Source organism: Pseudomonas sp. Ors-4-3C, assembly GCF_055755035.1.
In genome coordinates, this window is sequence record NZ_CM146900.1 from 5774838 (window position 1) to 5801695 (window position 26858).

Below are 26858 nucleotides of genomic sequence, written 5' to 3' on the forward strand. Positions count from 1 at the left end.
CCCGCGTCGTTGCTTGCTTAGCGTCAAAAGCTATAAAAATGTGCATTTATAGTATTTAAGCGAAGTTCATGCTTCGGCCTACTTTCGGCTCCTCAACGCCCGTCGTGATCAAGGAGCCGCACCCATGAACCTTCCCTTCAAACGAGTCTTCAGTCTGTTTGCCATCCCGGCATTGGCGGGCCTGCTGGCGTTTACCGCGCAGGCCGACGAGCTCAAGGAAATCAGGATCGCCGTGCCCGACCTGAGCGCCGGCACCCAGCACAGCGGCGGCGGTGTGGTGGACGTGCTGCGTGATCGGCAGATCTTCGAAAAAGCCTTCGCCGATCAGGGCATCAAGATTCAATGGAGCTTCTTCAAGGGCGCCGGGCCGGTGATCAACGAGGCGTTTGCCAACGGTCAGGTCGATCTGGCGTATCTGGGCGACCTCGCGGCGATCATCGGCAAATCCAATGGCCTCGACACACGTTTGCTCAGCGCCAGTGCGCGCGGGGTGAAACAGTATCTGGGCGTGGTGCCGGGGTCGGGGATCAAGACCCTGCAGGATCTGAAAGGCAAGCGCGTGGCGATCTTCCGTGGCACCGCCACCCAGTTGTCGTTTGATGCGGCGCTGGCCAGTCAAGGCTTGAGCGAGAAGGATCTGAAGGTGATCAATCTCGACTTCAGCGGGGCCACCGCCGCGCTGGCGGCCAAGCAGATTGATGCGTCGTGGGGCAGCTCAGGTCTGGCCGCTTTGCAGAGCAAGGGGCTGGCCGAATTGCCGCTCAACACCAAGGACCTGGGGGGCGCCGGTAGCGTGCAATCGGTGTTGGTGGGGGCCGGCAAGTTTGTCGACGGGCATCCGGAGGTCGTGGCGAAACTGCTCAAGGCGCAGCAGCAGGCGGTGGATTGGCTGACCCAGGACAGCAACAAGGATGCCTACGTGCAGTTGGTGTCGGGGCTGGCAAGTTATCCACCGGTGATCCTGACCCAGGACCTGCAGGATCAGAAACTCAGCGAAGTGTTTCCGTCGACGCTGGACCCGGTATTCCTCGGCAAATTGCAGGACTCGGTGGATCTGGCGGCGCAGCAGAAGCTGATTCGCAAGCCGTTCAAGGTCAGCGATTGGGTGGCGCCTGAACTGGCGGCGGCCAAGCTCTGAATCTTCAGTGTCTGGACGGGCCTCTTCGCGAGCAAGCCCGCTCCCACAAGGATCTTCAGTGAACACAGATTGTGTATTCACAACGGTCCCCTGTGGGAGCGGGCTTGCTCGCGAAGGCGTCCTCAAACCGCGACGCTGACTTCCTGCTTGTCCACCGCCACCAACGTCTCGATCATCGCCCGCGCTGCCGGCGACAAGCGAAACCCGGTACGACTGACAATCCCGCAGCGCGCGTTCATGCTCTCCAGGTTCTGTGGCAGGTTGCGCCAGTGCAGCAGCGCCAGTGAACCCTGGGCAATGTCCTCGTAAAACGCTTCTTCCGTACCGATGCCGATGGCATTCGATTGCAGCACCACTTTCACCAGCGCCGGGAAGTGCTCGGTCTCGATGGTCGGGGAAAAATCGATCCGGCCGCTGAGGTTCGCCAGCAGTTTGCGAATCCCCGGGGGGATCAGCGTGGTCGCCAGCGGGTAGTCGAACATGTCGTTGGTCGACAGGCTTTCCTTGGCCAGCAGCGGGTGCCCGGGCCGGCAGAAGAACACGCCGCGCTTGGGCGTCAGGGCCTGGGTCTGGAAGTTCGGATCGGCTTCGAAGTGGCGGATGTCGGCGATGAAGAATTCGATCTCTTCACGGCTCAGCGCACGGCTGAGTTTTTCCCAGTTATCCACCTGAAAACAGGTGCGCACTTTCGGGTGCGCGTTGATGAATTGCGCCACCGCATCCGGCACCAGTTTCACCGCCGGGGCCGGGCCGCAGCCGAAGTGCAGCTCACCGGCATCAAGCTTGGTCATCTGCGTCACTTCGGCGCTGAGCAGCGCCGCGCCTTGCACCAGGGTCAGGGCGTGTTGCAGCACCACCTGGCCTTCGGGCGTCGGGCGCAGATCCTTGTTGCCGCGATCCACCAGCACACAGCCGAACTCTTGCTCCAGCCCTTGAATGCTGCGGCTGAACGCCGGTTGAGTGATGCCCATCGCGTCTGCCGCGCGGACAAAACTGCGGTGTTCGTTGAGGGCGATGAAGTAGCGCAACTGGCGAAGATCCATATGCTTTTCCGGCATCCTAAAAATAGCTCGAAGGCATTTGCGACGAGGGTTGCTTGAGGTTTTAAATGCAAGCTCTTATTCCGTCAACGAAGCATGTGAATATCTATTAGATGTAAATGGAATATAGATAGAGCGATGTTTCGCTGCCGCCCAACCGCAAGCAGTCGATGAGGGTCTACCCATGAGCAATGCCGCACTCGCTGTAAAACCCGCTGTCCACGCGCTGGAAATCCATCCGGTGGCCGGCCGTATCGGCGCCGAGATTCGTGGCGTGCACCTGTCCGGTGAACTGGACGCCGCCACGGTCGAAGCCATTCAGCAGGCGCTGATCCAGTACAAGGTGGTGTTCTTCCGCGAGCAGACCCAGCTCGACGATCAGCGCCAGGAAGCCTTCGCCCATCTGCTCGGTGAGCCCGTGGCGCATCCGACCGTACCGGTGCGTGAGGGCACGCGTTATCTGCTGGAACTGGACGGGGCCGAAGGCCAGCGCGCCAACTCCTGGCACACCGACGTGACCTTCGTCGACGCCTACCCGAAAGCCTCGATCCTGCGCTCGGTGGTGGCGCCGGCCTTCGGTGGCGACACCCTGTGGGCCAACACCGCGACTGCGTACAACGAACTGCCGAGCGAACTGCGCGAGCTGGCGGACAAACTGGTCGCCGTACACAGCAACGAATACGACTACGCCGGGGCCAAGCCGGACGTATCGCCGGAGAAGCTTGAGCGCTATCGCAAGATCTTCACCTCGACCGTCTACGAGACCGAACACCCGGTGGTGCGCGTACACCCGATCAGCGGCGAGAAAAGCTTGCTGCTGGGGCACTTCGTCAAACGCATCAAGGGGTATTCGCAGGCCGATTCGGCGCACTTGTTTGGCCTGTTGCAGAGCCATGTGATTCGTCAGGAAAACACCGTGCGCTGGCGCTGGAAGGCCGGTGACGTGGCGATCTGGGATAACCGTTCGACCCAGCATTATGCGATTGATGATTATGGCACCCAGGATCGCATCGTGCGGCGGGTGACGCTCAAGGGGGAAGTCCCGGTGGGGGTTTCGGGGCAGCGTAGTCAAACCATCAAAGGTGCCGAGCTCGTCGGCGTCTGATCGGGCCTCTTCGCGAGCAAGCCCGCTCCCACAGTAGAAATGTGTTGAACGCAGTGGATGTGAACGACACAGAACCCTGTGGGAGCGGGCTTGCTCGCGAAGCTCTTTCACCAAACGCCAATCTGCACGACTTTCTCGGTCTCAGGCTCGCCATAGCGAAACCGCTGCCCGCGCAGATCGATCTCCTGATTGCTGATGGTCGTCCGCCGCTTCAAGCCGCGCACCCATTCGAACAGATACCCCGCATGCTCTTCGCGCACCGCCGCGTATGCCGGATCCTCACCCAAATCGCGCAACTCCTGTGGATCATTCAGCAGATCAAACAACTGCGGCCGGAAGCCGTCGTACGCCAGGTATTTCCAGCGCTCGCTGCGCACCATGGTCATGCGACAGCGGTCGATCGGCTGGCCAAGTCGCTCGCGCGCCGGGGCCTGGAAGGCGTAGTCGTATTCGCTGATCGCGTAGCGGCGCCAGTCGGGATGTTCGCCGTGCAGCAGCGGGATCAGCGAGCGTCCTTCCAGGCGATGCTCGGCCCCCGGCAAGCCCAGGGCCTGGAGAAACGTCGGCAACGCATCAATGGTTTCCGCCAGCCGCTCATCCACCGTACCCCGGGTGATATCCGCCGCCGCGCGCGGGTCGCGCACGATCAATGGCACGCCCACCGCTTGCTCCAGCAAAAACTCCTTCTCGCCCAGCCAGTGGTCGCCGAGAAAGTCGCCGTGATCGCTGGTGAACACGATCAACGTGTCATCCCACCTGCCGTTGCTCTGCAGAAAATCGAACAGCCGCCCGAGTTGATCATCTACCTGCTTGATCAGGCCCATGTAGGTAGGGATTACATTCAATCGTACTGCATCACGGGAGAAGTTGAGGCTTTCCTCATGTTGACGAAACGCCGTGTATACGGGGTGTTTGCTGGCTTCGGAGGGCGTCGCGCGGACCGCTTCGAGAATCGATTTCGTACTGTACAAGGCGTGGTATGGCGCCGGTACGATGTAGGGCCAGTGCGGTTTGATGTAGGAGAGGTGTAAACACCAGGATTTATCACCTTGCTCGGTGATGAAGTCGATGGCTCGATTGGTAGTGTAGACAGTCTCAGAGAACTGCTCGGGAATTCGCGCTGGCAAATGCGCATGACGCATGTGCCAGCCGCTGAGGATTTCGCCGTTCTCGCCTTCGGCGGCGTTGGCCCAGTCGTGCCAGGGATTGCGCCCGTCGAAACCCTGCTCGCGCAGGTAGTGGGTGTAGGGCGCGGATTCGCGTTTGTCGTCGAACAACGGGTCGTCGGGGAAGATTCCGTCGTGGCGAAAGTACGGTTCGAAACCGACCTCGTTGAGCACCTCGGCCTGTGCGCTGTCCGGGTTGATCGCCAGTCGCTGCAGGGCATCGACATTGGCCGTGGCGTGGGTCTTGCCGACCAGCGCGGTGCGAATGCCGTGGGGCCGCAGGTAGTCACCGATCGTCAGCTCTTCCAGCGGCAATGGCACGGCGTTCCATGCGACCTGATGGCTGCTGACGTAGCGCCCGGTGTAGGCCGACATCCGCGACGGGCCGCAGATCGTGCCCTGGGTGTAGGCACGGCTGAAGCGTACGCCGGCGGCGGCCAGGCGATCGATGTTCGGCGTGTGCAGATGCGGGTGGCCGTAGCAGGACAGGTAATCGCGGCGCAGTTGATCGCACATGATGTACAGCACGTTGCGCACAGGGTTTTGCGGGTTGGGCATGGGGTTCACCGGTCAGAAGGACAGGCGAGGGTTGTCGCTTTCGGCGGGGGTGTTCGGCAAGTGCATTTGGGGAATGGGTTTTATGCAGTGGATGCATCGGTGTGAGTGGCGACGCCTTCGCGAGCAAGCCCGCTCCCACAGGCGTACGCATTCCAAATGTGGGAGCGGGCTTGCTCGCGAAGAGGGCTCAGACGGCAAAATTCTCCAGCGAACACACCTCATCATCCACCGCATCAATCGCCTTGATCTGCTCAATCATCGCCTCGGCCAGCGGCGACAACCGATACCCCGCCCGACTGACAATCCCGTAGCGGGTGTACAGCTCTTCCAGGTCATCCGCCAGACCCTCGATCCGCAAACACACCAGCTCACCCTTGGCCTGATGCAGCGCATCGGAATACGCCCCGACAATCCCGATCGCATCCGAGCGCAGCACCACGCTGAGCAGGCTTGAGCTGTTTTCGCATTCGACATTGGGGGTGAAGTCCGGGCGGCCGCTGAGGTCGACGATGACCTTGCGCAGGTTCGGCGGACGAATGCTCACCGCCAGTGGATAACTCATCAGCTGCTCGGCCGAGACCCGTTCAAACGCCGCCAACGGATGCCCGGCACGGCAGCAGAAATGCCATTTGCGTGGCCGCAGGCGGTAAGTCAGGTAATCCGGATCGGCTTCGAAGTGTCGGGTGTCGGCGACGAAGAATTCGAACTCTTCGCTGAGCAGGCGTTTGCTCAGGCTCTGCCAGTCATCGACCTGAAATTGCACCCGCGCTTTCGGGTAGCGCCCGATGAACGCGCCGATCGCGCGCGGGATCAATCCGGCTGCCGGCGCCGGGCCACAACCGAAGCGCAGCTCGCCCGCTTCCAGACCATTGAACTGACTGATCTCGTTGGCCATCTGCTGCGCGCCGCTGACCAGTCGCCGCGCATGTTCGAGCAGCACCTGACCCTGCTTGGTTGGCGGCAGATCCTTGCGCCCGCGATCGACCAACTGGCAGCCAACGCTGTGTTCCAGTGCCTGAATGCTGCGGCTGAACGCCGACTGCGACAGGTTCACCGCCTGCGCGCCGGCGACGAAGCTGCGTTGTTCGGCGAGGGCGATGAAGTGTCGAAGTTGGCGCAAGTCGATATGCATTTTTCACATAAAAAATATCCGGGAAATGCATTGGATATGCATTAGGTCGACTCCTTATAAAGGCAATCTCTTATGCAGTAAATCTTTGTAAAAACATAAATAAATAACTTTAAAGAATATACAGCGCAAAAGTTGACTGTGTGTTTTTTGACCAGGAGCCGCGCCATGAGTCCGTTGAACCTTGCGTCACCCTTAACGCCACGACGGCTCAAACGCCTGCCTCTGGCCCTGTTGCTGGCGGGGAGTGCCAGCTGGACTCACAGCTACGCCGCCGACGCCGACACCCCGCCACCGGCTCCCGCCGGCAAGCCTGCGGCCAACAGCTCGCAGCTGGAGACCGTGACCGTCACCACCCGCCGTCGCGAAGAAAGCTCGCAAGACGTGCCGACACCGATGAGCGTGGTCAGCGGCCAGACACTGGAGACGCAGCGCGTTTACCGGATTCAGGATTTGCAGCAACTGGTGCCGAGCGTCAACGTCGCCTACATGCATGCGCGCCAGTCCAGCGTGTCGATTCGTGGCCTCGGCAACAATCCGGCCAGCGACGGTCTGGAGGGCAGTGTCGGTCTGTACATCGACAACGTGTATCTGGGCCGTCCGGGGATGGCGGTATTCGACCTGATGGACATCGAACAGCTCGAAGTCCTGCGCGGGCCGCAGGGCACGCTGTTCGGCAAGAACACCACCGCCGGGGTGATCAACATCAGCACCCGCGCGCCGACATTCACCCCTGAGCGCAGCATCGAAACCTCGTTCGGCGAGGACGGTTATTTCCAGACCAAGGGCACGATTTCCGGGCCGATCAACGATGAGCTGGCCGGACGTTTTTCGGCCTATCGCACCCGCAGCGACGGCGACATCAAGAACGAATACAACGGCCATGATTTGAACGGTGGCTCGCGCGATGGCTTCCGTGCGCAGTTGCTGTTCAAGCCCAACGAAGACTTCAACCTGCGCTGGATCGGCGACTACAACGAAGAGGACTCCAGCGCCGGCACCCGCGTGCTGTACAACACCGGGCCGACCATCAATGGCGTCAACCTGTACCAGTCGCGGGCCGATGCCGCCGGTGCGACGTTGGTCAACGGCTCGCACCGCAAGGTCAATCTGGACAACGACCAGCACGTCACCGTGCATCAGGGCGGCACATCGGTGGAGGCTAACTGGACGCTGCCGAGCGACTTCACCCTGACCTCGATCAGCTCCTATCGCTTCTGGAATTTCACCCCGGCCAACGACGACGGTCTCAACGTCGCGGCGACCTACAACGCTGGTGTCTCGGTGGAGGACAAACAGTACTCGCAGGAATTTCGCCTGGCCTCGCCCAAGGGCGAGTTCTTCGATTACGTGGTGGGCGCGTACTACTTCGGATCGGATCTGGACAACAAATCCTTCGCCTATTACGGCCCGCAGGCCGACATCTGGAACGGCACGCCACGGGGTGCACTGGCCAACGTTGACAGCGTGGGCAACGGCCATATCAAGACCGACAGTTTCGCGTTGTTCGCCCAAGGCACCTGGCACCTGACCGAGCGCCTGGATTTCACCGCCGGGGTGCGCGGCACCTATGAAGAAAAAACCGCCTGGGTCACTCGCGATGCACCAGTCGGTGGCGCTGCGGTGACCGGTGCCGCGGCCACTGCACGACGCGGACGCACTGGCGCCTACGATTCCGGCGATCTCAACCAGTACAGCTCAAGCCCCTCCGGGTTGCTCAACCTCAGCTACCGCATCACCGATGATCTGCTCGGCTACGCCACGCTGTCCCACGGCGAAAAATCCGGTGGCGTGAACCTCGCGGTGGGTTCAGCGCCAACCGCTGGCGCCGACTCGTTGTTGATCGGCACCGAGCGCGCCAACAACGCCGAACTCGGCTTCAAGAGCACCCTGTGGGATCGACGTTTGCAGCTCAACGCCAACGTGTTCTGGACCCAGGTCAACGCCTATCAGACCAACGCCTACGACGACGTCAACCGCGTGCAATACCTGACCAATGCCGGCTCGGTGCGCTCGCGCGGGGTTGAATTCGAAAGCACGGTGATCCCATTACGCGGCCTGACGCTGAACTTCAACGGCTCGTACAACGACGTCAGCTACCTCTCGTACAAAGATGCGCCATGCCCACCGGAAATCAGCCAGGCCCCGGGCGCACCGGCGTCCTGCGATCTCAGCGGCCACCAGGTGGTCGGCGCTTCCAAATGGATCGGCAACGCCAACGGCGAATACAAATGGAATCTGGCCAACGGCTTCGAACCCTACGTCACCGCCAGCTACGCGTTCCGCTCGAAAGCGGTGGGCACGGTCGAAGATTCCGACTACGGGCAGATCCCGAGCTACGCGGTGGTCAACCTGTCCACCGGTCTGCGCGGTGATTTCAATCAGGGCCAGTGGGACGTTTCGCTGTGGCTGAAAAACGCCTTCGACAAGACCTACTACACGACCCTGTGGACTGGCGGCAACGGCGGTTATGAAGGCCTGCTCGGTACGCCGCGCACCCTCGGCGTTACCGGTCGCTACGACTTCTGATCTGTCATTCAAGGAGCTGCATCATGTTGCCAGGCAAAACCGCTTTAGCGCTGTTGTTATCCGGCGCAGTGTCAAGCACCGGGGCGCTCGCCGCCCCCAGCGTGTACCCGACCGGCGTCACCCGTTATGACCCGGACAAGGCGTTCAACCAGTACGTGATCTTCAGTGGCGCCGACAAGCAGACGCACCTGATCGACATGAACGGCAACGAGGTGAAAACCTGGCCACAGGCGGGTTTCCCATCGGCGATCATCGATCCGCAACTGGTCGGCGGCGAGCGCGGGCATGTGCTGCTGCAACTGAGCGACAAGGATCCGGGCAAGCTCGGCTCCGCCGGTAATGGCCTGGGCAATCAGAGCGTCGGCGAACTGGACTGGAACGGTAAAGTGGTCTGGCAATGGGGCGACAAGGCGCCCGGTGGCGCGGCGCAGCAACACCATGACCAGCGGCGCCTGAGCAACGGCAACACCGTGGTGCTGGCGAACAAGGTGCATCAGGTCAAAGGCTTCAAAGTGCCCGAGGTGATCGACGATGCGATCTATGAAGTCAGCCCCGACGGGCAGGTGAAATGGCAGTGGCTGGCCTCGGAACACCTGAACGAATTCGGTTTCACCCCGGAGCAATTGAAGCTGGTACGCGCCAGCGACAACCCGGATTACCTGCACATCAACAACCTCAGCGTGGTCGGGCCGAACAAGTGGTTCGATGCCGGTGACAAACGCTTTAACCCGGACAACCTGTTGCTTGATTCGCGCAACGCCAACTTCATCGCAATCATCGACAAGCACAGCGGCAAAGTGGTCTGGCGTCTCGGCCCGAACCTGCCGCTGATCAACCCGAAAACCGCGCAGAAACTGCCGCGTCCGGTCGATCAGTTCGTTGGCCAGCACGACGCGCACATTATCCCGGCCGGGCTGCCCGGCGCGGGCAACCTGCTGGTGTTCGACAACCAGGGTTCGGCGGGGTATCCGAACGTCACCCTCGGGCTGATTTCCGGTTCGCGGGTGCTGGAAATCGATCCGCTGAAAAATGAAATTGTCTGGCAGTACAGCGCGGCGAATTCGAAGCAGCCGGGGTGGGCCTTCTACAGTTCGTTCATCAGCAGCGCGCGGCGTTTGCCCAACGGTAATACGCTGATCGACGAGGGTATGAACGGGCGGTTCTTCCAGATCACGGCCAGCGGTGAAAACGTCTGGGAATACGTCAGCCCGTATCTGGGCAAAGCGCCGGGCAGTGACGCGATCAGCAACTGGGTCTATCGGGCGTTGCCGGTGAATTATGACTGGGTGCCGGCCGGAACCCCGCGTTCCGAGACGGCGGTTGTCGCCCCGACACCGTCCGCGCAACAAGTCAGCGCCAGTCGTTAGTTGAAAAGGAATTAATGCTCGAATGAATGGCGATAAGTTATGTGGGAGATGAATAGTGCTTATTGTAATTTCGTTGAAAAGTCGCGTGGACAATAAGTGAATGGCCAACCATCCTGAGTGTCGTGAGTTTCCAGGAGGAAACTTGCTCTCATCGGAAGACACTTATCCAACGATAAAGGAAATCTCGTTATGTCGAGCATTAATGGCAATTATGTAAACGCTAACGCTGGCGCCAAACTGACGATTACCGATGGCAACGACTCCAACGGCACCTTCAGCGGCAAGTTCAGCCAGAACGGCGTGAACTACGACATCGCTTACGGGCATTACCATTTCCAGAACAGCACCGGGCAGCCTACGATCATCACCTTCGCGGCTCTGAATGACGGCACCGGTTATCAATCCTGGACGCTGTTCTCGCCGGATCACAACTATTCGAAAGTTCGTGCGGTGGGTTCGCGTACCAACTTTGATGGTGATGTTGTGGGGCTGGCTGGAGAATTTATTAAACAGTAATCTGGAGTCACAAAAAGCCGCCGCGCTATTTAAGCTCGGCGGCTTTTTCTTACACTCAATAAGTCGTTTTCATGTCTATCGTACTTCCTTTGGATGACAGAGTTTGCTTGTGCATGATTCTAAGCTCGCTGCGAACTTCATCACTCGATCAGGATGCGTACATGCAAAACGGACTTTATTCCAATACCCTTGATGGTCCCTCTCTGACCATTGTCGATTCCGATGATCGCACCGGCGTCTTCGGTGGCACGTTGCATCACGAAGGCGTCAACTACAGCATCGTCAACGGTCGTTATTCCAGCCTCAACGGCTATCAGCCTCCCACCGTGGTTTCGCTCCTGGCGGCTAACCAGGATCACGGTTATTTCGCCTTGACCCTGTTTTCGCCAAGCCGTGGCACCCACGAGCTGCGCGGCCACTGCGTGCGCGTCACCTACGACGGTGCGGTCAGCACGTTGCCCGGTGACTTGCTGAGCAATGCCTGAGGCGCCGCCGGCGCCCGCTGTCTCTCTTCAAATAAACCAAGCAAGGATGCTGCACATGTCCACGATTAACGGCGTTTATCGCCACGAGCCTTCCGCGACAACGTTGACCCTGACCGAGGGCGATGACCGCACCGGCAGTTTCACCGGCACATTGTCGCTGTCCGGGATCGACCACCCGCTCGCGTTTGGCAATTTTCATTTCAAGCACGGCTTTTCAACAGGCACGATCGCCATCACCTTCAGCACGCAGATGACCGATGGCAGGCGACAAGCGTGGGTAATGTTCTCCGCCGATCAGACCTATGCACGCCTGCGTGCAATGGGTAGTGCGGCCGACCTGTCAGGGGATGTCGCGCTGACCGGCCTGGAATTTGTCCGACAAGAGCCGTGAAAAAGCCCGGATTGAACGGTTTTCGCATGCCTTCGCCGAATATTTTTCATGCTTGAAAAGCATTGTAAATCTGCGCCCGGACGCTAGCCCTTACCGGCCGCGGCTTCGCGACATTCGGCAGAAATTTATATTCTTAAAAAGACTAAGCACATCAATAAAAGTTACTTTCGGAGATAAGCAATTGCTCCAATGATTCACCCAACGACCGGTCGCCCGGGGGATGTTTGCGGCGACCCGTCGGGTACTTCGCAAAGAGACCGCAGGGAGTGAATCAATGGGCAATGTCCAGACCGCCACCAGTGCACAGGAGGTGCTGTGGCGCCAGGCACCGAGTGGCGAATTGGTCGATCTCGGCCGGCCTCATCGTGTGCCGCTGGGGCAGCTGCGTTTGCAGCGTGCGCCCAAGGGCATTCTGAGCCGCCGTGAAACCATTCTGCTCGGCGTGCTGGCGCTGCTGGTGCACGGCGCGGTGATCTACTGGATCAACCAGCATCCGACGCCGGCGTTGCCGATCGTGCCGCCGGAAATTCCGCCGATGACCATCGAGTTTTCGCGGCCGGCGCCACCCGCGCCGCCGGTGGTCGAACCGCCGCCACCGGCACCGGTGGTTGAGCCACCGCCGCCGGTTGAAGACGAGTTGGCGGTGAAGCCGCCGCCACCCAAACCGATTCCCAAGCCCAAGCCGAAACCCGTGGCCAAACCGGTGCCGAAACCGGCACCCAAAGCGCTCGAGCAACCTCCGGCGCCGCCACAACCGGCCGCTCCGGTTGCCGCGCCGGCACCACCCGCGCCACCGGCTCCCGCGCCAGTGACACCAGCCTCGGCCAATGCGGCGTACCTGAAGAACCCGGCGCCGGAATATCCATCGCTGGCCCAGCGTCGCGGCTGGGAAGGCACGGTGATGCTGAGGGTGCACGTATTGGCCAACGGCAAGCCCGGTGAGATCCAGATTCAGAAAAGCAGCGGTCGGCAGCAACTCGACGATGCGGCGCTAAGCGCGGTCAAGCAGTGGAGCTTTGTGCCGGCCAAGCAGGGTGATGTCGCCCAGGACGGCTGGGTCAGCGTGCCCATCGATTTCAAGATTCATTAATTGGTAATCAGCTGACTTTATTCTCGCGGTGTGTCTGGAACCGCCATCGCGAGCAAGCTCGGCTCCCACACACGAGGGAATACATCATGACGTTACTGGCCTCTCCACTGGAATCCATCGAAAGCGCGGTGATCTGGCTGCTGGTGGTTTTTTCCGTTGCCACCTGGGGACTGGCGCTGCTCAAGGCTGTGCAGTTCGGTCGTCTGAAGGCGCAGGATCGCAAGTTTCATAAACGTTTCTGGGCGGCGTCGAGTCTCGACTCCGCCGCCGAGTTGAGCGAAACCCAACCCGGCGCTGCCGCTCGGGTGGCGCAGGCCGGTTATGCGGCGATCCAGGTCGGCGAAGCGCCACAGGCCAATGACCTGAGTCAGGCGATCAACCATCAGGATCGCCTTGAGCGTGCCTTGCGCCAGCAGATCGTCCGCGAACGGCGTTCGCTGGAAACCGGTCTGGCAGTGGTCGCGAGTATTGGCAGCACCTCGCCGTTCATCGGTCTGTTCGGCACGGTGTGGGGAATCATGGAAGCGCTCAAAGGCATCAGCGCGGCAGGCTCGGCGAGCCTGGAAACAGTTGCCGGTCCGATCGGTGCGGCACTGGTTGCCACCGGAGTGGGGATCGCGGTCGCGGTGCCGGCGGTGCTGGTTTACAACTACTTTTTGCGGCGTCTGAAACTGACGGCGGCGGATCTGGATGACTTCGCCCACGACTTCTACAGCCTGGCGCAGAAGAGTGCGTTCCGTGTGCTGATCCACCCGACTGCAAACAAGGTAGCGGCACCGGGCAACGCAACAAAAGTGAAGGAGGCGTCCTGATATGGCCTTCTCCACGCAAGACAGCGACGAGGTGCTGAGCGAGATCAACGTGACGCCGCTGGTGGACGTGATGCTGGTGCTGCTGGTGGTGTTTATCGTCACCGCGCCACTGCTGACCAACGCGATCCCGATCAACCTGCCGAAGACCGAAGCGGTAGCACCGGTCGAGCAGAAAGATCCGCTGGTGGTGAGCATCGACGGCGCCGGCAAACTGTTTATCAACAAGGATGAAATCCAGCCGGACTTGCTGGAATTCAACCTCAAGTCGGCCAAGGCCAAGGACCCGGAAGTACGCGTGCAATTGCAGGCCGACGACGGGGTGAACTACGGCGAAGTGGCGCGGGCCATGGCCTCGATCGAGCGGGCAGGGATTACCAAGTTGTCGGTGATCACTGCGCGGTAACAGGATTTACGTTTTTCCGGGGCCGTCTCCTTGGCAGGGTGCGGCCCTTTTTTTATCCCGGTTTTAACCCACTCGCGATCCCTGTAGGAGCTGCCGAAGGCTGCGATCTTTTGATTTTGCTTTTAAGAACAAGATCAAAAGATCGCAGCCTTCGGCAGCTCCTACACAAGGCAACTGATATTTCTTTTAGGTCTTAATAAATAGCTTCTTATTCCTTAACGAATATAAATCCCGTCCCTATACTCGATCAGGAACAGACACGACGCAGGAGGGCTCCCCATGCGCAACGAATCAATCCGCTATCTGATTGTGCCGGGCTGGCAAGGATCGCCAGAAGATCATTGGCAAACCCACTGGCAGAACAGTCTGCCCAACAGCGCACGCGTGGAGCAGGCCGACTGGCTGACGCCGCGCCGTGAAGACTGGGTTGCGGCGCTGGCCGAAGCGATTGCCGCCGACAGCACGCCAGTGATCCTGATTGCTCACAGCCTGGGTTGCATCACCGTTGCACATTGGGCGGCTACCGCGCCTGTGCAATACCTGCGTCAGGTGCGCGGTGCGTTGCTGGTCGCACCTGCCGATGTCGAGCGTCCGGCCTGCGCGCCTGCGTTGCGCAATTTCGCGCCGATCCCGACCGATCTGTTGCCGTTCCCCAGCCAGGTGGTCAGTTCCGACAACGACGCCGCGGTCAGCGCTCCGCGCGCTCTTGAGCTGGCGCGCAACTGGGGCGCCGAGGCGGGAATTCTTGCCGGGGCGGGGCACATCAACGTCAAGTCCGGGCATCAGCGCTGGGAGCAGGGTTTCGCTTATCTGTATCGCCTGCAAAACCGCATGGAACACCACGCCCGGCGTCGCGCTTGAACCTTTTTCTTTTCTGAACGCCCCCGTCTGCCGGCGGTTCTGGGCGGGAGTCTGCCATGAGTTTCGAAACGTTCGGTCAGCCGTTGCTGACCTTTCCCGATGCGGAAAAAAGTCCCCTGAGCATTCGCGCCAAGGCGCTGGTGTTCGTCGATCCCCGGTCCCGCCAGTTGCGCGAAGAACTTGAGCACCTGGCGCCGCGCGCCATCTCGGTATTGATCCGCGGCGAGACCGGCACCGGCAAAGAATTGCTCGCGCGCCACATCCACCGTGCCAGTGATCGCAGCGGTCTGTTCGTCTCGGTCAATTGCGGCGCGATCAGTCCGACCTACGCCGATGCCGAGCTGTTCGGCTATGCCGCCGGCAGCTATACAGGTTCGGCGAGCAGTCGGGCCGGCTGGTTCGGTTCGGCCAACGGCGGCACCTTGTACCTCGATGAGATCGGCGATCTGCCGTTGCCGATCCAGATCAAACTGCTCGCCGCCCTGGAAAATCATGAAGTCACCCGCGTCGGCGCACATCAGCCAAGCCCGGTGGATGTGCGGTTGGTCGCAGCCACCAGCATCGATCTGGCACAAGCGGTGGACGCCGGAAAATTCCACGAACGGCTCTATCACTACCTCAGCGAAGGGCAGCTGGAATTGCCGGCCCTGCGCGAGCGGATTGGCGACATCCTGTCGCTGGCGGAATATTTCCTCGGCATCTACAGCCAGCGCCTGGATCTGCCGGTGCCGTTGATCAGCGAAGCGGCGCAGCACCTGCTGGAGCGCCACAGCTGGCCGGGCAACACCCGCGAGCTGGAAAACGTCATTCACTTTGCGCTGTTGGTCAGTACCGGTGACGAAATCCTCCCGGAGCACCTGAACCTGCCCGAGGTGTCTGGGCCGCAGCTTCAGATCGAACGACTGGTAGCACAAATCAACATCGGCGGTAGTGTCGACGAACGTAAGGCTTTGAAAGATCTGCTGATTGGTTTGAGCCAGCAGTTGTAGCCGTTTGGTTCTGTATGAACGAAATGGAATATCAAAGTGAATAAACGTTATTGTCCGGGAATAAAAAATCCCGGTATTGTCCGCTTCACGCCAGAGATAGCACTTCACTGGCACTCGTATTAATAGCCGTCGCCATTCGCGACCGTGATTCTCGATAAGGACACTGCATGAAAAAGGTTCTGTTGTTTACCGCATTGGCGGCTGCTCTGACTGCTTCCCTGGCCCAGGCCGGCGAGAAACTGGTGGTGGCGGCGACTCCGGTGCCGCACGCGGAAATTCTCGAGCTGATCAAACCGACCCTGGCCAAAGAAGGCGTGGATCTGGAAATCAAGGTCTTCACCGACTACGTGCAGCCGAACGTGCAGGTTGGCGAGAAGCGTCTGGATGCCAACTACTTCCAGACCAAGCCTTACCTGGACAGCTTCAACGCCGGCAAATACAAGGACGACAAGTCCAAGTACCTGGTGACCGTGCAAGGCGTGCACGTTGAACCGTTCGGTGGCTACTCGAGCAAATACAAGAAACTGGCTGATCTGCCAGACGGCGCGACCATCGCCATCCCGAACGAAGGCAGCAACAGCGGACGTGCGCTGATCCTGCTGCAGAAGGCTGGCCTGATCGAACTGAAAGATCCGAAAAATGCGCTGGCAACGCCGAAAGACATCGCCAAGAACCCGCACAACTTCAAGTTCAAGGAACTGGAATCGGCCCTGCTGCCACGCGTCCTGAAGGAAGTTGATCTGGACATGATCAACACCAACTACGCACTGGAAGCCAAGCTGAACCCGACCAAGGATGCGCTGGTGATCGAAGGCGCTGACTCGCCGTACGTGAACTTCCTGGTGGCCCGTGAGGACAACAAGAACAGCGACGCGATCCAGAAACTGGCCGCTGCCCTGACCAGCCCGGAAGTCAAAGCGTTCATCGAGAAGAAGTACAACGGCGCGGTACTGCCGGCGTTCTGATCCGACGCGTGAACCACCCCTTCAAGGTATGAAAACGCCGATGGCCAGTGATGGTCATCGGCGTTTTTGTGTGTGCTCGATTGGTGCGGTCGACACAAAATCTATACCCAGAAGCAAAAGATCGCAGCCTTCGGCAGCTCCTACAGAGGAATGCGATCTCCTGTAGGAGCTGCCGAAGGCTGCGATCTTTTGATTTTTTCGCTGACTCAGGCCACTTGAGTCTTCAACGCCCGGCGCAACGCCACGAGCAATTTCACAATGTCCTGCGGGTCCAGTCGCTGCGGCACTTTTACGTCCATGTTGTCTTCCTTGTAATGGTTTGGCCGGAGGAGTCTGGCCAAAAGCTGTTCGTCCTTGGAGGGCTTTCATGCAAAAAAGATCCTTCCTACAGCGCAAGGGAAAATAGCCTTCTTATTCCTTCCCGGCAAACCCACAGGATAGTTTTTTGGGTGATATCAATATGCTTTAACGGTATTTAAATTCTTGTTTTTATACCTATAAAGTCAGTGCCTGCCGGACAGCCACCCGCTGTCCATGGACTGCACCACCGCCATTTACCGAGTGGCGTCAGGACGTTTCATGACATTCGATTACGCATTTATCCTCAGCACCCTGCCGGCCTTTCTCAAAGCCGTGGGCGTGACGCTGCAGGTCGGGTTCATCGCTATCGGCACGTCGTTGCTGGTGGCGCTGCTCAACGCGACGATTCTGGTGTTTCGCACGCCTTACCTGCAGCGCGCCGTCGGCCTGTATGTAGAACTGGCGCGCAACACGCCGCTGCTGATTCAACTGTTCTTCGTCTACTTCGCCTTGCCAGCGCTGGGGATCAAGGTTTCCGGGTTCACCGCTGCAATCATCACCATGACCTTCCTCGGCGGTGCTTACCTCACTGAGGTGCTGCGTGCCGGTGTCGACGCGGTGCCGCAGGCGCAACTGGAATCGGGGCGTTCCATCGGCCTGTCCCACGGCCAGTTGCTGCGTTACGTGATCCTGCCGCAAGCGGGGATTCTCAGCCTGCCGTCGCTGTTCGCCAATTTCATTTTCCTGCTCAAGGAAACCACCGTGGTCTCGGCGGTGGCCGTGCCGGAAATCCTCTACACCACCAAGAGCTACATCGCGCTCTACTACAAAACCTACGAAATGCTCGCCGTGCTGACGCTGATTTGCGTGCTGTTGTTCTTGCCGCTGTCGCTGCTGCTCAGCCGTCTGGAAAGGAGGCTCCAGCATGGCCAGTTCGGGTCTTGAACTGCTCTGGGTGTCGTTGCCGCAACTGGCAAAAGGCGCCGGGCAAACCTTGTCGATCTCGTTCCTGAGCATTGCGATCAGCACCATTGGCGGCGTGCTCTACGGCGTATTGCGCACGCTCAACGTGACGTGGCTGAACGCGATCCTGCGGGTCTATCTGGAACTGTTCCGGGCGATCCCGGTGCTGGTCTGGCTGTACCTGCTGTTTTTCGGCCTGCCGATTTTCTTCGGTTTGAGCTTGCCGAGCTTCTGGTGCGCGGTGCTGGTGCTGTCGCTGTGGGGCGCCAGTGAGGTCGGCGAAGTGGCCCGTGGCGCGCTGCATTCGTTGCCGCGCGGGCAGCGTGAGGCGGGATTGTCGATCGGCCTCAATGCGGCGCAACTGTACGGCTACGTGCTGCTGCCGCAGGCACTGAAACGCATGACGCCGCCGACCATCAACGTCTACACGCGGATCATCAAGACCAGCTCGCTGGCGGTGCTGATCGGCGTGGTCGACGTGATCAAGGTCGGCCAGCAGATCATCGAGCGCACCTACGAGTCGGTGCTGATCTACGGCGCGCTGTTTCTGTTTTTCTTTTTCATCTGCTACCCGCTGTCGGCCGCCTCGCGCGTGCTGGAGCGGCGCTGGACGCAAGCATGAGCGCATTGATCGAGTTTCACGGTTTCAACAAATTCTACGGCGAACAGCAGGTGCTCAAGGGCATCGACCTGCAAGTGCGCAGCGGCGAAGTGATCGTTATCCTCGGCCCCAGCGGTTGTGGCAAAAGCACCTTGCTGCGTTGCCTCAATGGTCTGGAGGAGGCCCACAGCGGCAGCCTGAAATTTGTCGGCCGCGAGCTGCTGGACAAGGCCACCGACTGGCGCGAGATCCGCCAGCAGATCGGCATGGTGTTCCAGAGTTATCACCTGTTCCCGCACATGAGCGTGCTCGACAATTTGCTGCTCGGCCCGCTCAAGGTGCAAAAGCGCCAGCGCCGTGAAGCGCAGCAGCAAGCCGAAGCCTTGCTCGAACGGGTGGGCCTGGCGGACAAGCGCGATGCCTTCCCGCGCCAGCTCTCCGGCGGCCAGCAGCAACGCATCGCCATCGTCCGTTCGTTGTGCATGAACCCGCGGGTCATGCTCTTCGATGAAGTCACCGCGGCCCTCGACCCGGAGATGGTCAAGGAAGTGCTGCAAGTGATTCAGGGTCTGGCTCGCCAGGGCATGACCCTGCTGATCGTCACCCATGAAATGGCCTTCGCCCGCGCGGTGGCCGACCGTATCGTGCTCATGGATGCCGGACGCATCCTTGAACAGAACCCGCCCGAGATTTTCTTTACGAACCCGCAAACCGCACGCGCGCAGCAGTTTCTGGAGAAGTTCTCCTTCGTTGCAACACTGCCTGAAACGAATCCGACAAAGGAACTGGAACCGCTATGAAAACTGCCAAGTCATCCCTGTTTTTACTGCCGCTGCTGGGGCTCGCGCTGCTCGCCGGCTGCAACAAATCCGAAGAACCGGCCAAGCCGAAAGTCGCCAGCGAAAGCACCGCGCCGGCCAGCTATCTGGACAAGATCAAGGCCCGCGACAAACTGATCGTCGGCGTATTCACCGACAAGCCACCGTTCGGTTTCGTCGATGAAGCCGGGCGCTACGTCGGCTTCGACACCGATATCGGTCGGCGTTTCGCCAAGGATCTGCTGGGCGACGAGAACAAGGTCGAGTTCGTGGCCGTGGAGCCGGCGAGCCGCATTCCGTTCCTGCAGAGCGACAAGGTCGACCTGATCCTCGCCAACATGACCGTGACCCCGGAGCGCAAGGAAGCGGTGGAATTCACCAACCCGAACCTCAAGGTCGCAGTCCAGGCGCTGGTACCGCAGGGCAGTTCCGTGAAGAACCTCGATGACCTGGCGACCCGCACCACTATCGTCACCACCGGCACCACCGCCGACATCTGGCTGACCAAGAATCACCCGGACTGGAAACTGCTGAAGTTCGAGAAAAATTCCGAGTCGCTGCAAGCACTGGCCAACGGTCGCGGCGATGCCTACGCGCAGGACAATCTGGTGCTGTTCAGCTGGGCCAAGCAAAATCCGGGCTACCGCGTGCTGGACGAAAAGCTCGGGGCTGAGGCGCCGATCGCGCCAGCAGTGAAGAAGGGCAATATCGAGCTGCGTGACTGGGTGAATACCGAGCTGGCCAAGTTGGGTGAAGAGAAGTACCTGCTCAAGCTGTATGACCAATACGTGCGTAAAGAGCTGAGCGATGACACCAAGCCTGAGAGCGTGATTGTTGAAGGTGGCAAGTGGCAGGGTTGATTGGCCGATAAATCTTCGCTGACCTGAAGGCCCTCTTCGCGAGCAAGCCCGCTCCCACAGTTGGAATGCATGCCCCTGTGGGAGCGGGCTTGCTCGCGAAAGCGGTGGTTCAGGCGCCGCTCAATCCGGCCAGTTCCACGCCGGCTCATCCAGCACCCGCTGGCCGACAATCCCGGTCTGCCCCAGTGTCTTCTCCAGCACGATGCAGTTGCACTCGGGACCTTCCTGCAGCGCCGAAATCAACCGTCGTGCGTGGGACACCACCCACACCTGACACTCCTGCGAAGCGCGAATGATCAAGCGTGCCAGCGCCGGCAGCAGATCCGGATGCAGACTGGTTTCCGGTTCGTTGAGCACCATCAACGACGGTGGCCGCGGCGTCAGCAGCGCCGCGATCAGCAGCAGATAACGCAACGTGCCGTCCGACAGCTCCGCCGCCGACAGCGGTCGCAGCAATCCTTCCTGATAGAACTCGATGGCAAAGCGGCCGCCGGCCAGCGGCGCGATGTTCAGTCGTGCGCCGGGGAAGGCATCGCTGATCGCTGCCTGCAACGCTTCGGGGTCGCCGATTTCGCGAATGGTCTGCAACGCTGCGGCCAGATCCCGACCGTCGTGATGCAGCACCGGCGTGCGCGTACCCAGTTGCGGCTGGCGCACCGGGGCGTCGGCGTCGCTGCGAAAGTGATCGTAGAAGCGCCAGCGGCGGATGAATTCGCGCATCTGGAACACCTCCGGTGAACTGCGCAGGCTGCCGACCTGATCGAACAGGCTGTCGAAGTTCGGCGTGTGCTGGGCCAGCACGTCCCAGCCGCGCCCTTCGCGGGCGCGAATCATCGGGCCGTGGCGATCCACCAGCAGGCTCGCCGGACGATAGAGCGGCCCGGCCCAGATGCATTCCTTCTTGATCTCTGGATCGAGGGAGAAGAACGAGAGGCTCGGCTCCGGCAAGCCGAGAGCGATCGCGTAGCTGAAGTCTTCCCCGGCAAACCCCAGACGCAGGCGTTTGACGCCCTGACGCACAGTCGGCTCGATCGCCACTTCGCCGTTGCGCATGCGCCGGCTGATGGTTTCCGGCCCGGCCCAGAACGTCGAATCCAGCCCACCCTCGCGGGCCAGCGCATTGACCACGCCACCCTGCGCGGTCTCCGCCAGCAGGCGCAGCGCGCGGTACAGGTTGGACTTGCCACTGCCGTTGGGGCCGGTGATCAGATTCAAGCGGCCCAGCGGAATCACCAATTTATTGATCGAGCGGTAATTGGCCACCGCGAGGGTCTGGAGCATGGGCGTTTCCTTCTGCCGGAACCGATAGTGTGCCGTGCCTGTACCCCTGTGGCGAGGGGGCTTGCTCCCGCCGGGCTGCGAAGCGGCCCCAACCCCCGATTCGAGAGGTTTGCGCCTGCTTCGCAGTCGAGCGGGAGCAAGCTCCCTCGCCACGGAAATCAATGTGGAAAATGCGTTATTCCCGCGAGCGAAGGTTGAACCCTGTTCTAAGCTCACAGTCGTATCGTCACTTGCACGTTCGTACACAGGAAGGAGTCTGCATGGCGAGTCCCGGATTGAAAACAGTGGTCGTGCTGAGCCTGCTCACGGCGCTGACCGCTTGCGGCAAGAAAGAAGCCCCGGCGGAGTACTTCCCCCGGGTCTTTGTGCAAGTGGTGAAACCGGCTGACTATGCCGCTGCCGTGACCCTCACCGGTGACGTGCAGGCGCGGGTGCAGACCGAACTGTCGTTCCGGGTCGGCGGCAAGATCATCCAGCGCATGGTCGATGTCGGCGACCGGGTGAGCGCCAAACAGGTGCTGGCCAAACTCGATCCCAAGGATTTGCAGACCAACGTCGATTCCGCCCAGGCGCAGGTTGTTGCCGAGCAGGCGCGGGTCAAACAGAGCGCTGCGGCGTTCGTGCGGCAGCAAAAACTGTTGCCCAAGGGCTACACCAGCCAGAGCGAATTCGACTCCGCCCAAGCCGCGTTGCGCAGCAGCCAGAGCGCTCTGAGCGCGGCCCAGGCGCAACTGGCCAATGCCAAGGATCAATTGAGCTACACCTCGCTGATCGCCGATGCTCCCGGCATCATTACCGAGCGCCAGGCTGAAGTCGGCCAGGTGGTCCAGGCGACCGCGCCGATTTTCAAACTGGCCCGCAATGGCGACCGCGATGCGGTGTTCAACGTCTACGAATCGCTGCTCTCGGAACGGCCTGCCGATCGCTCGATCGTCGTCAGTCTGCTCGACAACCCCAACATCAAGACCACCGGCACCGTACGTGAAATCACCCCGGCGGTGTCGGCGCAATCGGGCACGGTGCAGGTCAAGGTCACCCTCGACAGCCTCCCGCAAGGCATGCAGCTCGGCTCGGTGGTCAGCGCCACCGCCAAGGGCACTGGCAAAACGGCGGTGGAATTGCCGTGGTCGGCGCTGACCAAGAACATCAGCGACCCGGCGGTGTGGATGGTCGACGACAAGGGGCAAGCGCAATTACATAACGTCACCGTCGGCCGCTACCTGACCGGTAAGGTGATCATCAGCGGCGGCCTCAACGGCGGCGAAAAAGTCATCGTTGCCGGTGGACAACTGCTGCACCCGGGCATGAAAGTCGAAATCGCCGAAAACACCTACAAGGATCTGCAACCGGGAGCACAGCCATGAAGCGTTTGGGGCTGTTGTCCATTGGCGTGCTGCTGGCTGCCTGCTCGAAAAGCGAACCACCGCCGGAGCCGGTGCGGCCGGTGCTGTCGATCAAGGTGCAGGCGCTGAACGAAGAAACCCTCGGGCGTTTTGCCGGCAGCATTCAGGCGCGCTACGAGAGCAACACCGGGTTTCGCGTTGGCGGGCGCATCGCCAGTCGCAATGTCGATGTCGGCGCCGAAGTGGATAAGGGCACGCTGCTTGCCACCCTCGACCCGACTGATCAGCAGAACCAGTTGCGCTCGGCCCAGGGCGATCTGGCCAAGGTGCAGGCGCAACTGATCAACGCTCAGGCCAATGCCCGGCGTCAGCAAGCGCTGTTCGATCGCGGAGTGGGCGCCCAGGCACAACTGGACATTGCCACCACCGACCTGAAAACCACCCAGGCTTCGCTCGATCAGGCGCGGGCGGCGGTCAACCAGAGCAAGGATCAGCTCGGCTACACCGAACTGCGCGCCGACCACAAAGCCGTGGTCACGGCATGGAATGCCGAGGCCGGCCAAGTGGTAACCGCCGGCCAGCAAGTGGTGACCCTGGCGCAACCGGACATCAAGGAAGCGGTGATTGACCTGCCGGATACGCTGGTCGATCAGATCCCCGCCGACGTGGTGTTTCTGGTGGCCGCGCAGCTCGACCCGAGCATCAGCACCACGGCGATCATTCGCGAAATCGAACCCCAGGCACAGAGCGCCACGCGTACCCGTCGTGCACGCCTGACCCTGAGCGAAACCCCGCCCGGGTTTCGTCTCGGCACGGCGATCAGCGTGACCCTCAGCTCGGCCATCAAGTCGCGGATCGAATTGCCCGCGACGGCGTTGCAGGAAGTCGACGGCAAGACCCGTATCTGGGTCATCGACCCCCAGAGCAAAACCGTCTCCCCCCGTGACGTCAGCGTGACCAGCCGCACTGACAGCACCGTGGTGCTGGCCGGCGGGGTCAAGAGTGGTGAGCAGGTGGTCAGCGCAGGCGTCAACAGCCTCAAACCCGGACAAGCCGTGAAACTCGACGAGGACAGTCAATGAAAGGCTCTTTCAATCTCTCCGAATGGGCCCTCAAGCATCAGTCGTTCGTCTGGTACCTGATGTTCGTCGCGCTGCTGATGGGGGTGTTTTCCTACTTCAATCTGGGGCGCGAAGAAGACCCGTCGTTCACCATCAAGACCATGGTGATCCAGACCAAGTGGCCGGGCGCGACTCAGGAAGAAACCCTCAAGCAGGTCACCGACCGCATCGAGAAAAAACTTGAGGAACTCGACTCCCTCGATTACGTGAAAAGCTACACGCGGCCCGGTGAATCGACGGTCTACGTGTACCTGCGCGATACCACCAGCGCCAAGGACATTCCGGAAATCTGGTACCAGGTGCGCAAGAAGATCGATGACATTCGCGGGCAGTTTCCCCAAGGGATTCAGGGACCCGGATTCAACGATGAGTTCGGCGACGTCTACGGCTCGGTCTACGCCTTTACTGCCGATGGCCTGACCATGCGCCAGTTGCGCGACTACGTGGAACAGGCCCGCGCCGAGATCCGCAACGTGCCGGGGCTGGGCAAGATCGAGATGGTCGGCCAGCAGGACGAAGTGATCTACCTGAACTTCTCCACGCGCAAACTCGCCGCGCTGGGCATTGATCAGCGCCAGGTGGTGCAGAGCCTGCAATCGCAGAACGCGGTGACCCCGGCGGGTGTGATCGAGGCCGGGCCGGAGCGGATTTCCGTGCGCACCTCGGGGCAGTTCGCTTCGGAGAAGGATCTGGCCGAGGTCAATCTCAAGCTCAACGACCGCTTCTATCGTCTGGCCGATGTCGCCGACATCAGCCGTGGTTACGTCGACCCGGCCACCCCGGAATTCCGCTTCGATGGCAAACCGGCCATCGGCCTGGCGATTGCCATGCAGAAGGGCGGTAACGTGCAGGAATTCGGTAAAGCGCTGCACGCGCGCATCGACCAGTTGACGGCCGACCTGCCGGTGGGTGTCGGCGTGCACACCGTGTCCGATCAGGCGGTGGTGGTGGAAGAGGCCGTCGGCGGCTTCACCAGCGCGCTGTTCGAAGCGGTGATCATCGTGCTGGTGGTCAGCTTCATCAGCCTTGGCGTGCGCGCCGGGCTGGTGGTGGCGTGCTCGATTCCGCTGGTGCTGGCGATGGTCTTCGTGTTCATGGAGTACAGCGGCATCACCATGCAGCGGATTTCCCTCGGTGCGCTGATCATCGCCCTCGGCCTGCTGGTGGACGATGCGATGATCACCGTGGAGATGATGGTCACGCGCCTGGAAATGGGCGAGACCAAGGAGCAGGCGGCCACGTTCGCCTACACCTCCACAGCGTTCCCGATGCTCACCGGTACGCTGGTGACGGTCGCCGGGTTCGTGCCGATCGGCCTCAACGCCAGCTCCGCCGGTGAGTACACCTTCACCCTGTTCGCGGTAATTGCGGTGGCGATGCTGGTGTCGTGGATCGTCGCGGTGCTGTTCGCACCGGTGATCGGCGTGCACATCCTCAGCACCAACGTGAAACCCCACGCAGCCGAGCCGGGGCGCATTGGCCGGGCATTCAATCACGGCTTGTTGTGGTCGATGCGTAACCGCTGGTGGGCGATCGGCATCACCGTGTTGTGCTTCGTGCTGGCGGTGTTCTGCATGCGCTTTGTGCAGAACCAGTTTTTCCCGTCCTCCGATCGCCCGGAAATCCTCGTCGATCTGAACCTGCCGCAAAACGCCTCGATCGACGAAACCCGCAAGGCCGTGGACAAGCTCGAAGCCACGCTCAAGGGTGACTCGGACATCGTGCGCTGGAGCACTTACATCGGTCAGGGCGCGATCCGTTTCTACCTGCCGCTCGACCAGCAATTGCAGAACCCGTATTACGCGCAACTGGTGATCGTCAGCAAAGACTTCAAAGCCCGCGAAGCTCTGAGCCAACGCCTGCGTGAGCGCCTGCACAAGGACTTCGTCGGCATCGGCAGTTACGTGCAGGCACTGGAAATGGGCCCGCCGGTGGGACGGCCGATCCAGTACCGGGTCAGCGGCAAGGACATCGATCAGGTGCGCAAGCACGCCATCGACCTGGCGACCGAGCTGGACAAGAACGAACACATCGGCGAGATCATTTACGACTGGAACGAACCGGGCAAAGTCCTGCGTATCGACATCGCCCAGGACAAGGCGCGTCAGCTCGGGCTGTCGTCGGAAGATGTGGCGAAGTTGATGAACAGCATCGTCAGCGGTTCGCCACTGACCCAAGTCGATGACGATATCTACCTGATCAACGTGGTCGGGCGCGCGGTGGATTCCGAACGCGGCACCCCGGAAACCCTGCAGAACCTGCAGATCGTCACGCCCAACGGCACCTCGATTCCGCTGCTGGCCTTCGCCACCGTGCGGTATGAGCTGGAGCAGCCGCTGGTGTGGCGTCGCGACCGTCTGCCGACCATCACCATCAAGGCCTCGGTGCGCGACGAGATCCAGCCGACCGACCTGGTGAAACTGCTCAAGCCGTCAATCGACGCCTTCGCTGAAAAGCTGCCGGTCGGCTACAAAGTCGCCACCGGCGGTACGGTCGAGGAAAGCGGCAAGGCCCAGGGGCCGATCGCCAAGGTGCTGCCGTTGATGCTGTTTTTGATGGCGACCTTCCTGATGATCCAGCTGCACAGCGTGCAGAAGATGTTCCTGGTGGCGAGTGTCGCGCCGCTGGGTCTGATCGGCGTGGTACTGGCGCTGGTGCCGACCGGCACGCCGATGGGCTTCGTGGCGATCCTCGGGATTCTGGCGCTGATCGGCATCATCATTCGCAACTCGGTGATTCTGGTGACGCAGATCGATGAGTACGAGAAGAAGGGCTATGCGCCGTGGGATGCGGTGGTGGAAGCGACCGAACACCGCCGCCGACCGATCCTGCTGACCGCCGCGGCGGCGAGCATGGGCATGATCCCGATTGCCCGCGAAGTGTTCTGGGGGCCGATGGCTTACGCGATGATTGGCGGGATCGTGGTCGCGACGTTGCTGACGCTGCTGTTTTTGCCGGCGCTGTATGTGGCCTGGTACAGGATTCGCGAGCCGAAGAAAGAGGACGCTTAAAAGCGAGTGCTGCGCA

Annotated in this window: 24 protein-coding genes; 20 read left to right on the plus strand and 4 right to left on the minus strand. The window is 60.7% G+C overall.

Annotation, left to right across the window (positions count from 1 at the left end; genetic code table 11):
* Nucleotides 1-124 precede the first annotated feature (124 nt).
* The gene (locus ACVHNU_RS26115) at nucleotides 125-1138 is read left to right on the plus strand and encodes an ABC transporter substrate-binding protein (RefSeq protein ID WP_003220542.1); all 1014 of its coding nucleotides are present in this window, start codon (nucleotides 125-127) and stop codon (nucleotides 1136-1138) included.
* A gap of 122 nt (nucleotides 1139-1260) precedes the next feature.
* Here ACVHNU_RS26115 and ACVHNU_RS26120 read toward each other — a convergent pair whose 3' ends face one another.
* A complete protein-coding gene (locus ACVHNU_RS26120) occupies nucleotides 1261-2181 on the minus strand; it encodes a LysR family transcriptional regulator (protein ID WP_045122247.1) in 921 nt (306 codons plus the stop codon).
* Nucleotides 2182-2362: 181 nt separating this feature from the next.
* Between ACVHNU_RS26120 and ACVHNU_RS26125 the strand changes: the two genes are divergently transcribed.
* On the plus strand, nucleotides 2363-3283 hold the full coding sequence (locus ACVHNU_RS26125; protein WP_338800505.1) for a TauD/TfdA dioxygenase family protein: 921 nt from the start codon (nucleotides 2363-2365) through the stop codon (nucleotides 3281-3283).
* A gap of 107 nt (nucleotides 3284-3390) precedes the next feature.
* On the opposite strand, the gene ACVHNU_RS26130 is transcribed toward ACVHNU_RS26125, so the two are convergent.
* Nucleotides 3391-5007: an alkaline phosphatase family protein gene (locus tag ACVHNU_RS26130; protein WP_473018572.1), complete on the minus strand. Its 1617-nt coding sequence runs from the start codon at nucleotides 5005-5007 to the stop codon at nucleotides 3391-3393.
* 187 nt (nucleotides 5008-5194) lie between these two features.
* On the minus strand, nucleotides 5195-6139 hold the full coding sequence (locus ACVHNU_RS26135; protein WP_103520463.1) for a LysR family transcriptional regulator: 945 nt from the start codon (nucleotides 6137-6139) through the stop codon (nucleotides 5195-5197).
* Between the two features lie 165 nt (nucleotides 6140-6304).
* Between ACVHNU_RS26135 and ACVHNU_RS26140 the strand changes: the two genes are divergently transcribed.
* The 15 genes from ACVHNU_RS26140 (at nucleotide 6305) to ACVHNU_RS26210 (ending at nucleotide 20086) form a co-directional block, all read left to right on the plus strand.
* Nucleotides 6305-8665, plus strand: a complete 2361-nt coding sequence (locus ACVHNU_RS26140; protein ID WP_003220549.1) for a TonB-dependent receptor — start codon at nucleotides 6305-6307, stop codon at nucleotides 8663-8665.
* 23 nt (nucleotides 8666-8688) lie between these two features.
* Nucleotides 8689-10032, plus strand: a complete 1344-nt coding sequence (locus ACVHNU_RS26145) for an aryl-sulfate sulfotransferase (RefSeq protein ID WP_473018573.1) — start codon at nucleotides 8689-8691, stop codon at nucleotides 10030-10032.
* Between the two features lie 189 nt (nucleotides 10033-10221).
* Complete coding sequence (locus ACVHNU_RS26150; protein ID WP_003220553.1) at nucleotides 10222-10548, plus strand: hypothetical protein; 327 nt, start codon at nucleotides 10222-10224, stop codon at nucleotides 10546-10548.
* Nucleotides 10549-10709: 161 nt separating this feature from the next.
* Nucleotides 10710-11033: a hypothetical protein gene (locus ACVHNU_RS26155; RefSeq protein ID WP_473018574.1), complete on the plus strand. Its 324-nt coding sequence runs from the start codon at nucleotides 10710-10712 to the stop codon at nucleotides 11031-11033.
* A gap of 55 nt (nucleotides 11034-11088) precedes the next feature.
* The gene (locus tag ACVHNU_RS26160; protein ID WP_003220559.1) at nucleotides 11089-11424 is read left to right on the plus strand and encodes a hypothetical protein; all 336 of its coding nucleotides are present in this window, start codon (nucleotides 11089-11091) and stop codon (nucleotides 11422-11424) included.
* A 274-nt stretch (nucleotides 11425-11698) separates the two neighbouring features.
* Nucleotides 11699-12514 carry an energy transducer TonB gene (locus tag ACVHNU_RS26165; RefSeq protein WP_473018575.1) on the plus strand — a complete coding sequence of 272 codons (816 nt, stop codon included), beginning with the start codon at nucleotides 11699-11701 and terminating at the stop codon, nucleotides 12512-12514.
* 86 nt (nucleotides 12515-12600) lie between these two features.
* Nucleotides 12601-13326, plus strand: a complete 726-nt coding sequence (locus tag ACVHNU_RS26170; RefSeq protein WP_003220564.1) for a MotA/TolQ/ExbB proton channel family protein — start codon at nucleotides 12601-12603, stop codon at nucleotides 13324-13326.
* 1 nt (nucleotide 13327) lies between these two features.
* Entirely contained in the window at nucleotides 13328-13729 is a 402-nt protein-coding gene (locus ACVHNU_RS26175) for an ExbD/TolR family protein (protein ID WP_003220570.1), read from the plus strand.
* A gap of 279 nt (nucleotides 13730-14008) precedes the next feature.
* Complete coding sequence (locus ACVHNU_RS26180) at nucleotides 14009-14590, plus strand: alpha/beta hydrolase (RefSeq protein WP_003220572.1); 582 nt, start codon at nucleotides 14009-14011, stop codon at nucleotides 14588-14590.
* A gap of 56 nt (nucleotides 14591-14646) precedes the next feature.
* A complete protein-coding gene (locus tag ACVHNU_RS26185; RefSeq protein ID WP_003220574.1) occupies nucleotides 14647-15579 on the plus strand; it encodes a sigma 54-interacting transcriptional regulator in 933 nt (310 codons plus the stop codon).
* Between the two features lie 167 nt (nucleotides 15580-15746).
* Nucleotides 15747-16544 (plus strand): MetQ/NlpA family ABC transporter substrate-binding protein, encoded by a 798-nt coding sequence (locus ACVHNU_RS26190; protein ID WP_103520457.1) that lies wholly within the window; start codon nucleotides 15747-15749, stop codon nucleotides 16542-16544.
* A 579-nt stretch (nucleotides 16545-17123) separates the two neighbouring features.
* Complete coding sequence (locus ACVHNU_RS26195; RefSeq protein ID WP_003220579.1) at nucleotides 17124-17789, plus strand: amino acid ABC transporter permease; 666 nt, start codon at nucleotides 17124-17126, stop codon at nucleotides 17787-17789.
* On the plus strand, nucleotides 17770-18429 hold the full coding sequence (locus ACVHNU_RS26200) for an amino acid ABC transporter permease (protein WP_003220580.1): 660 nt from the start codon (nucleotides 17770-17772) through the stop codon (nucleotides 18427-18429). The genes ACVHNU_RS26195 and ACVHNU_RS26200 overlap by 20 nt, the downstream gene beginning before the upstream one ends.
* Nucleotides 18426-19208 carry an amino acid ABC transporter ATP-binding protein gene (locus tag ACVHNU_RS26205; RefSeq protein WP_473018576.1) on the plus strand — a complete coding sequence of 261 codons (783 nt, stop codon included), beginning with the start codon at nucleotides 18426-18428 and terminating at the stop codon, nucleotides 19206-19208. The genes ACVHNU_RS26200 and ACVHNU_RS26205 overlap by 4 nt, the downstream gene beginning before the upstream one ends.
* Nucleotides 19205-20086, plus strand: a complete 882-nt coding sequence (locus ACVHNU_RS26210; protein ID WP_003220583.1) for a transporter substrate-binding domain-containing protein — start codon at nucleotides 19205-19207, stop codon at nucleotides 20084-20086. The genes ACVHNU_RS26205 and ACVHNU_RS26210 overlap by 4 nt, the downstream gene beginning before the upstream one ends.
* Before the next feature lie 120 nt (nucleotides 20087-20206).
* On the opposite strand, the gene ACVHNU_RS26215 is transcribed toward ACVHNU_RS26210, so the two are convergent.
* Nucleotides 20207-21367, minus strand: a complete 1161-nt coding sequence (locus tag ACVHNU_RS26215) for an AAA family ATPase (RefSeq protein WP_473018577.1) — start codon at nucleotides 21365-21367, stop codon at nucleotides 20207-20209.
* A gap of 260 nt (nucleotides 21368-21627) precedes the next feature.
* On the opposite strand from ACVHNU_RS26215, the gene ACVHNU_RS26220 reads away from it, so the two are divergent.
* The 3 genes from ACVHNU_RS26220 to ACVHNU_RS26230 are packed head-to-tail and all read left to right on the plus strand — an operon-like array spanning nucleotide 21628 to nucleotide 26842.
* Nucleotides 21628-22731 (plus strand): efflux RND transporter periplasmic adaptor subunit, encoded by a 1104-nt coding sequence (locus ACVHNU_RS26220; RefSeq protein WP_473018578.1) that lies wholly within the window; start codon nucleotides 21628-21630, stop codon nucleotides 22729-22731.
* Nucleotides 22728-23792, plus strand: a complete 1065-nt coding sequence (locus tag ACVHNU_RS26225) for an efflux RND transporter periplasmic adaptor subunit (protein WP_003220590.1) — start codon at nucleotides 22728-22730, stop codon at nucleotides 23790-23792. The genes ACVHNU_RS26220 and ACVHNU_RS26225 overlap by 4 nt, the downstream gene beginning before the upstream one ends.
* Nucleotides 23789-26842, plus strand: coding sequence for an efflux RND transporter permease subunit (locus ACVHNU_RS26230; protein WP_473018579.1), 3054 nt, complete (start codon nucleotides 23789-23791; stop codon nucleotides 26840-26842). Before ACVHNU_RS26225 ends, ACVHNU_RS26230 begins: the two co-directional genes overlap by 4 nt.
* Nucleotides 26843-26858 lie beyond the last annotated feature (16 nt).

Excerpts from the sequence above, each read along its gene's own strand:
- ACVHNU_RS26115 (WP_003220542.1), top strand. The coding sequence starts at position 125 with ATGAACCTTCCCTTCAAACGAGTCTTCAGTCTGTTTGCCATCCCGGCA.
- ACVHNU_RS26120 (WP_045122247.1), bottom strand. The coding sequence starts at position 2,181 with ATGGATCTTCGCCAGTTGCGCTACTTCATCGCCCTCAACGAACACCGC.
- ACVHNU_RS26125 (WP_338800505.1), top strand. The coding sequence starts at position 2,363 with ATGAGCAATGCCGCACTCGCTGTAAAACCCGCTGTCCACGCGCTGGAA.
- ACVHNU_RS26130 (WP_473018572.1), bottom strand. The coding sequence starts at position 5,007 with ATGCCCAACCCGCAAAACCCTGTGCGCAACGTGCTGTACATCATGTGC.
- ACVHNU_RS26135 (WP_103520463.1), bottom strand. The coding sequence starts at position 6,139 with ATGCATATCGACTTGCGCCAACTTCGACACTTCATCGCCCTCGCCGAA.
- ACVHNU_RS26140 (WP_003220549.1), top strand. The coding sequence starts at position 6,305 with ATGAGTCCGTTGAACCTTGCGTCACCCTTAACGCCACGACGGCTCAAA.
- ACVHNU_RS26145 (WP_473018573.1), top strand. The coding sequence starts at position 8,689 with ATGTTGCCAGGCAAAACCGCTTTAGCGCTGTTGTTATCCGGCGCAGTG.
- ACVHNU_RS26150 (WP_003220553.1), top strand. The coding sequence starts at position 10,222 with ATGTCGAGCATTAATGGCAATTATGTAAACGCTAACGCTGGCGCCAAA.
- ACVHNU_RS26155 (WP_473018574.1), top strand. The coding sequence starts at position 10,710 with ATGCAAAACGGACTTTATTCCAATACCCTTGATGGTCCCTCTCTGACC.
- ACVHNU_RS26160 (WP_003220559.1), top strand. The coding sequence starts at position 11,089 with ATGTCCACGATTAACGGCGTTTATCGCCACGAGCCTTCCGCGACAACG.
- ACVHNU_RS26165 (WP_473018575.1), top strand. The coding sequence starts at position 11,699 with ATGGGCAATGTCCAGACCGCCACCAGTGCACAGGAGGTGCTGTGGCGC.
- ACVHNU_RS26170 (WP_003220564.1), top strand. The coding sequence starts at position 12,601 with ATGACGTTACTGGCCTCTCCACTGGAATCCATCGAAAGCGCGGTGATC.
- ACVHNU_RS26175 (WP_003220570.1), top strand. The coding sequence starts at position 13,328 with ATGGCCTTCTCCACGCAAGACAGCGACGAGGTGCTGAGCGAGATCAAC.
- ACVHNU_RS26180 (WP_003220572.1), top strand. The coding sequence starts at position 14,009 with ATGCGCAACGAATCAATCCGCTATCTGATTGTGCCGGGCTGGCAAGGA.
- ACVHNU_RS26185 (WP_003220574.1), top strand. The coding sequence starts at position 14,647 with ATGAGTTTCGAAACGTTCGGTCAGCCGTTGCTGACCTTTCCCGATGCG.
- ACVHNU_RS26190 (WP_103520457.1), top strand. The coding sequence starts at position 15,747 with ATGAAAAAGGTTCTGTTGTTTACCGCATTGGCGGCTGCTCTGACTGCT.
- ACVHNU_RS26195 (WP_003220579.1), top strand. The coding sequence starts at position 17,124 with ATGACATTCGATTACGCATTTATCCTCAGCACCCTGCCGGCCTTTCTC.
- ACVHNU_RS26200 (WP_003220580.1), top strand. The coding sequence starts at position 17,770 with ATGGCCAGTTCGGGTCTTGAACTGCTCTGGGTGTCGTTGCCGCAACTG.
- ACVHNU_RS26205 (WP_473018576.1), top strand. The coding sequence starts at position 18,426 with ATGAGCGCATTGATCGAGTTTCACGGTTTCAACAAATTCTACGGCGAA.
- ACVHNU_RS26210 (WP_003220583.1), top strand. The coding sequence starts at position 19,205 with ATGAAAACTGCCAAGTCATCCCTGTTTTTACTGCCGCTGCTGGGGCTC.
- ACVHNU_RS26215 (WP_473018577.1), bottom strand. The coding sequence starts at position 21,367 with ATGCTCCAGACCCTCGCGGTGGCCAATTACCGCTCGATCAATAAATTG.
- ACVHNU_RS26220 (WP_473018578.1), top strand. The coding sequence starts at position 21,628 with ATGGCGAGTCCCGGATTGAAAACAGTGGTCGTGCTGAGCCTGCTCACG.
- ACVHNU_RS26225 (WP_003220590.1), top strand. The coding sequence starts at position 22,728 with ATGAAGCGTTTGGGGCTGTTGTCCATTGGCGTGCTGCTGGCTGCCTGC.
- ACVHNU_RS26230 (WP_473018579.1), top strand. The coding sequence starts at position 23,789 with ATGAAAGGCTCTTTCAATCTCTCCGAATGGGCCCTCAAGCATCAGTCG.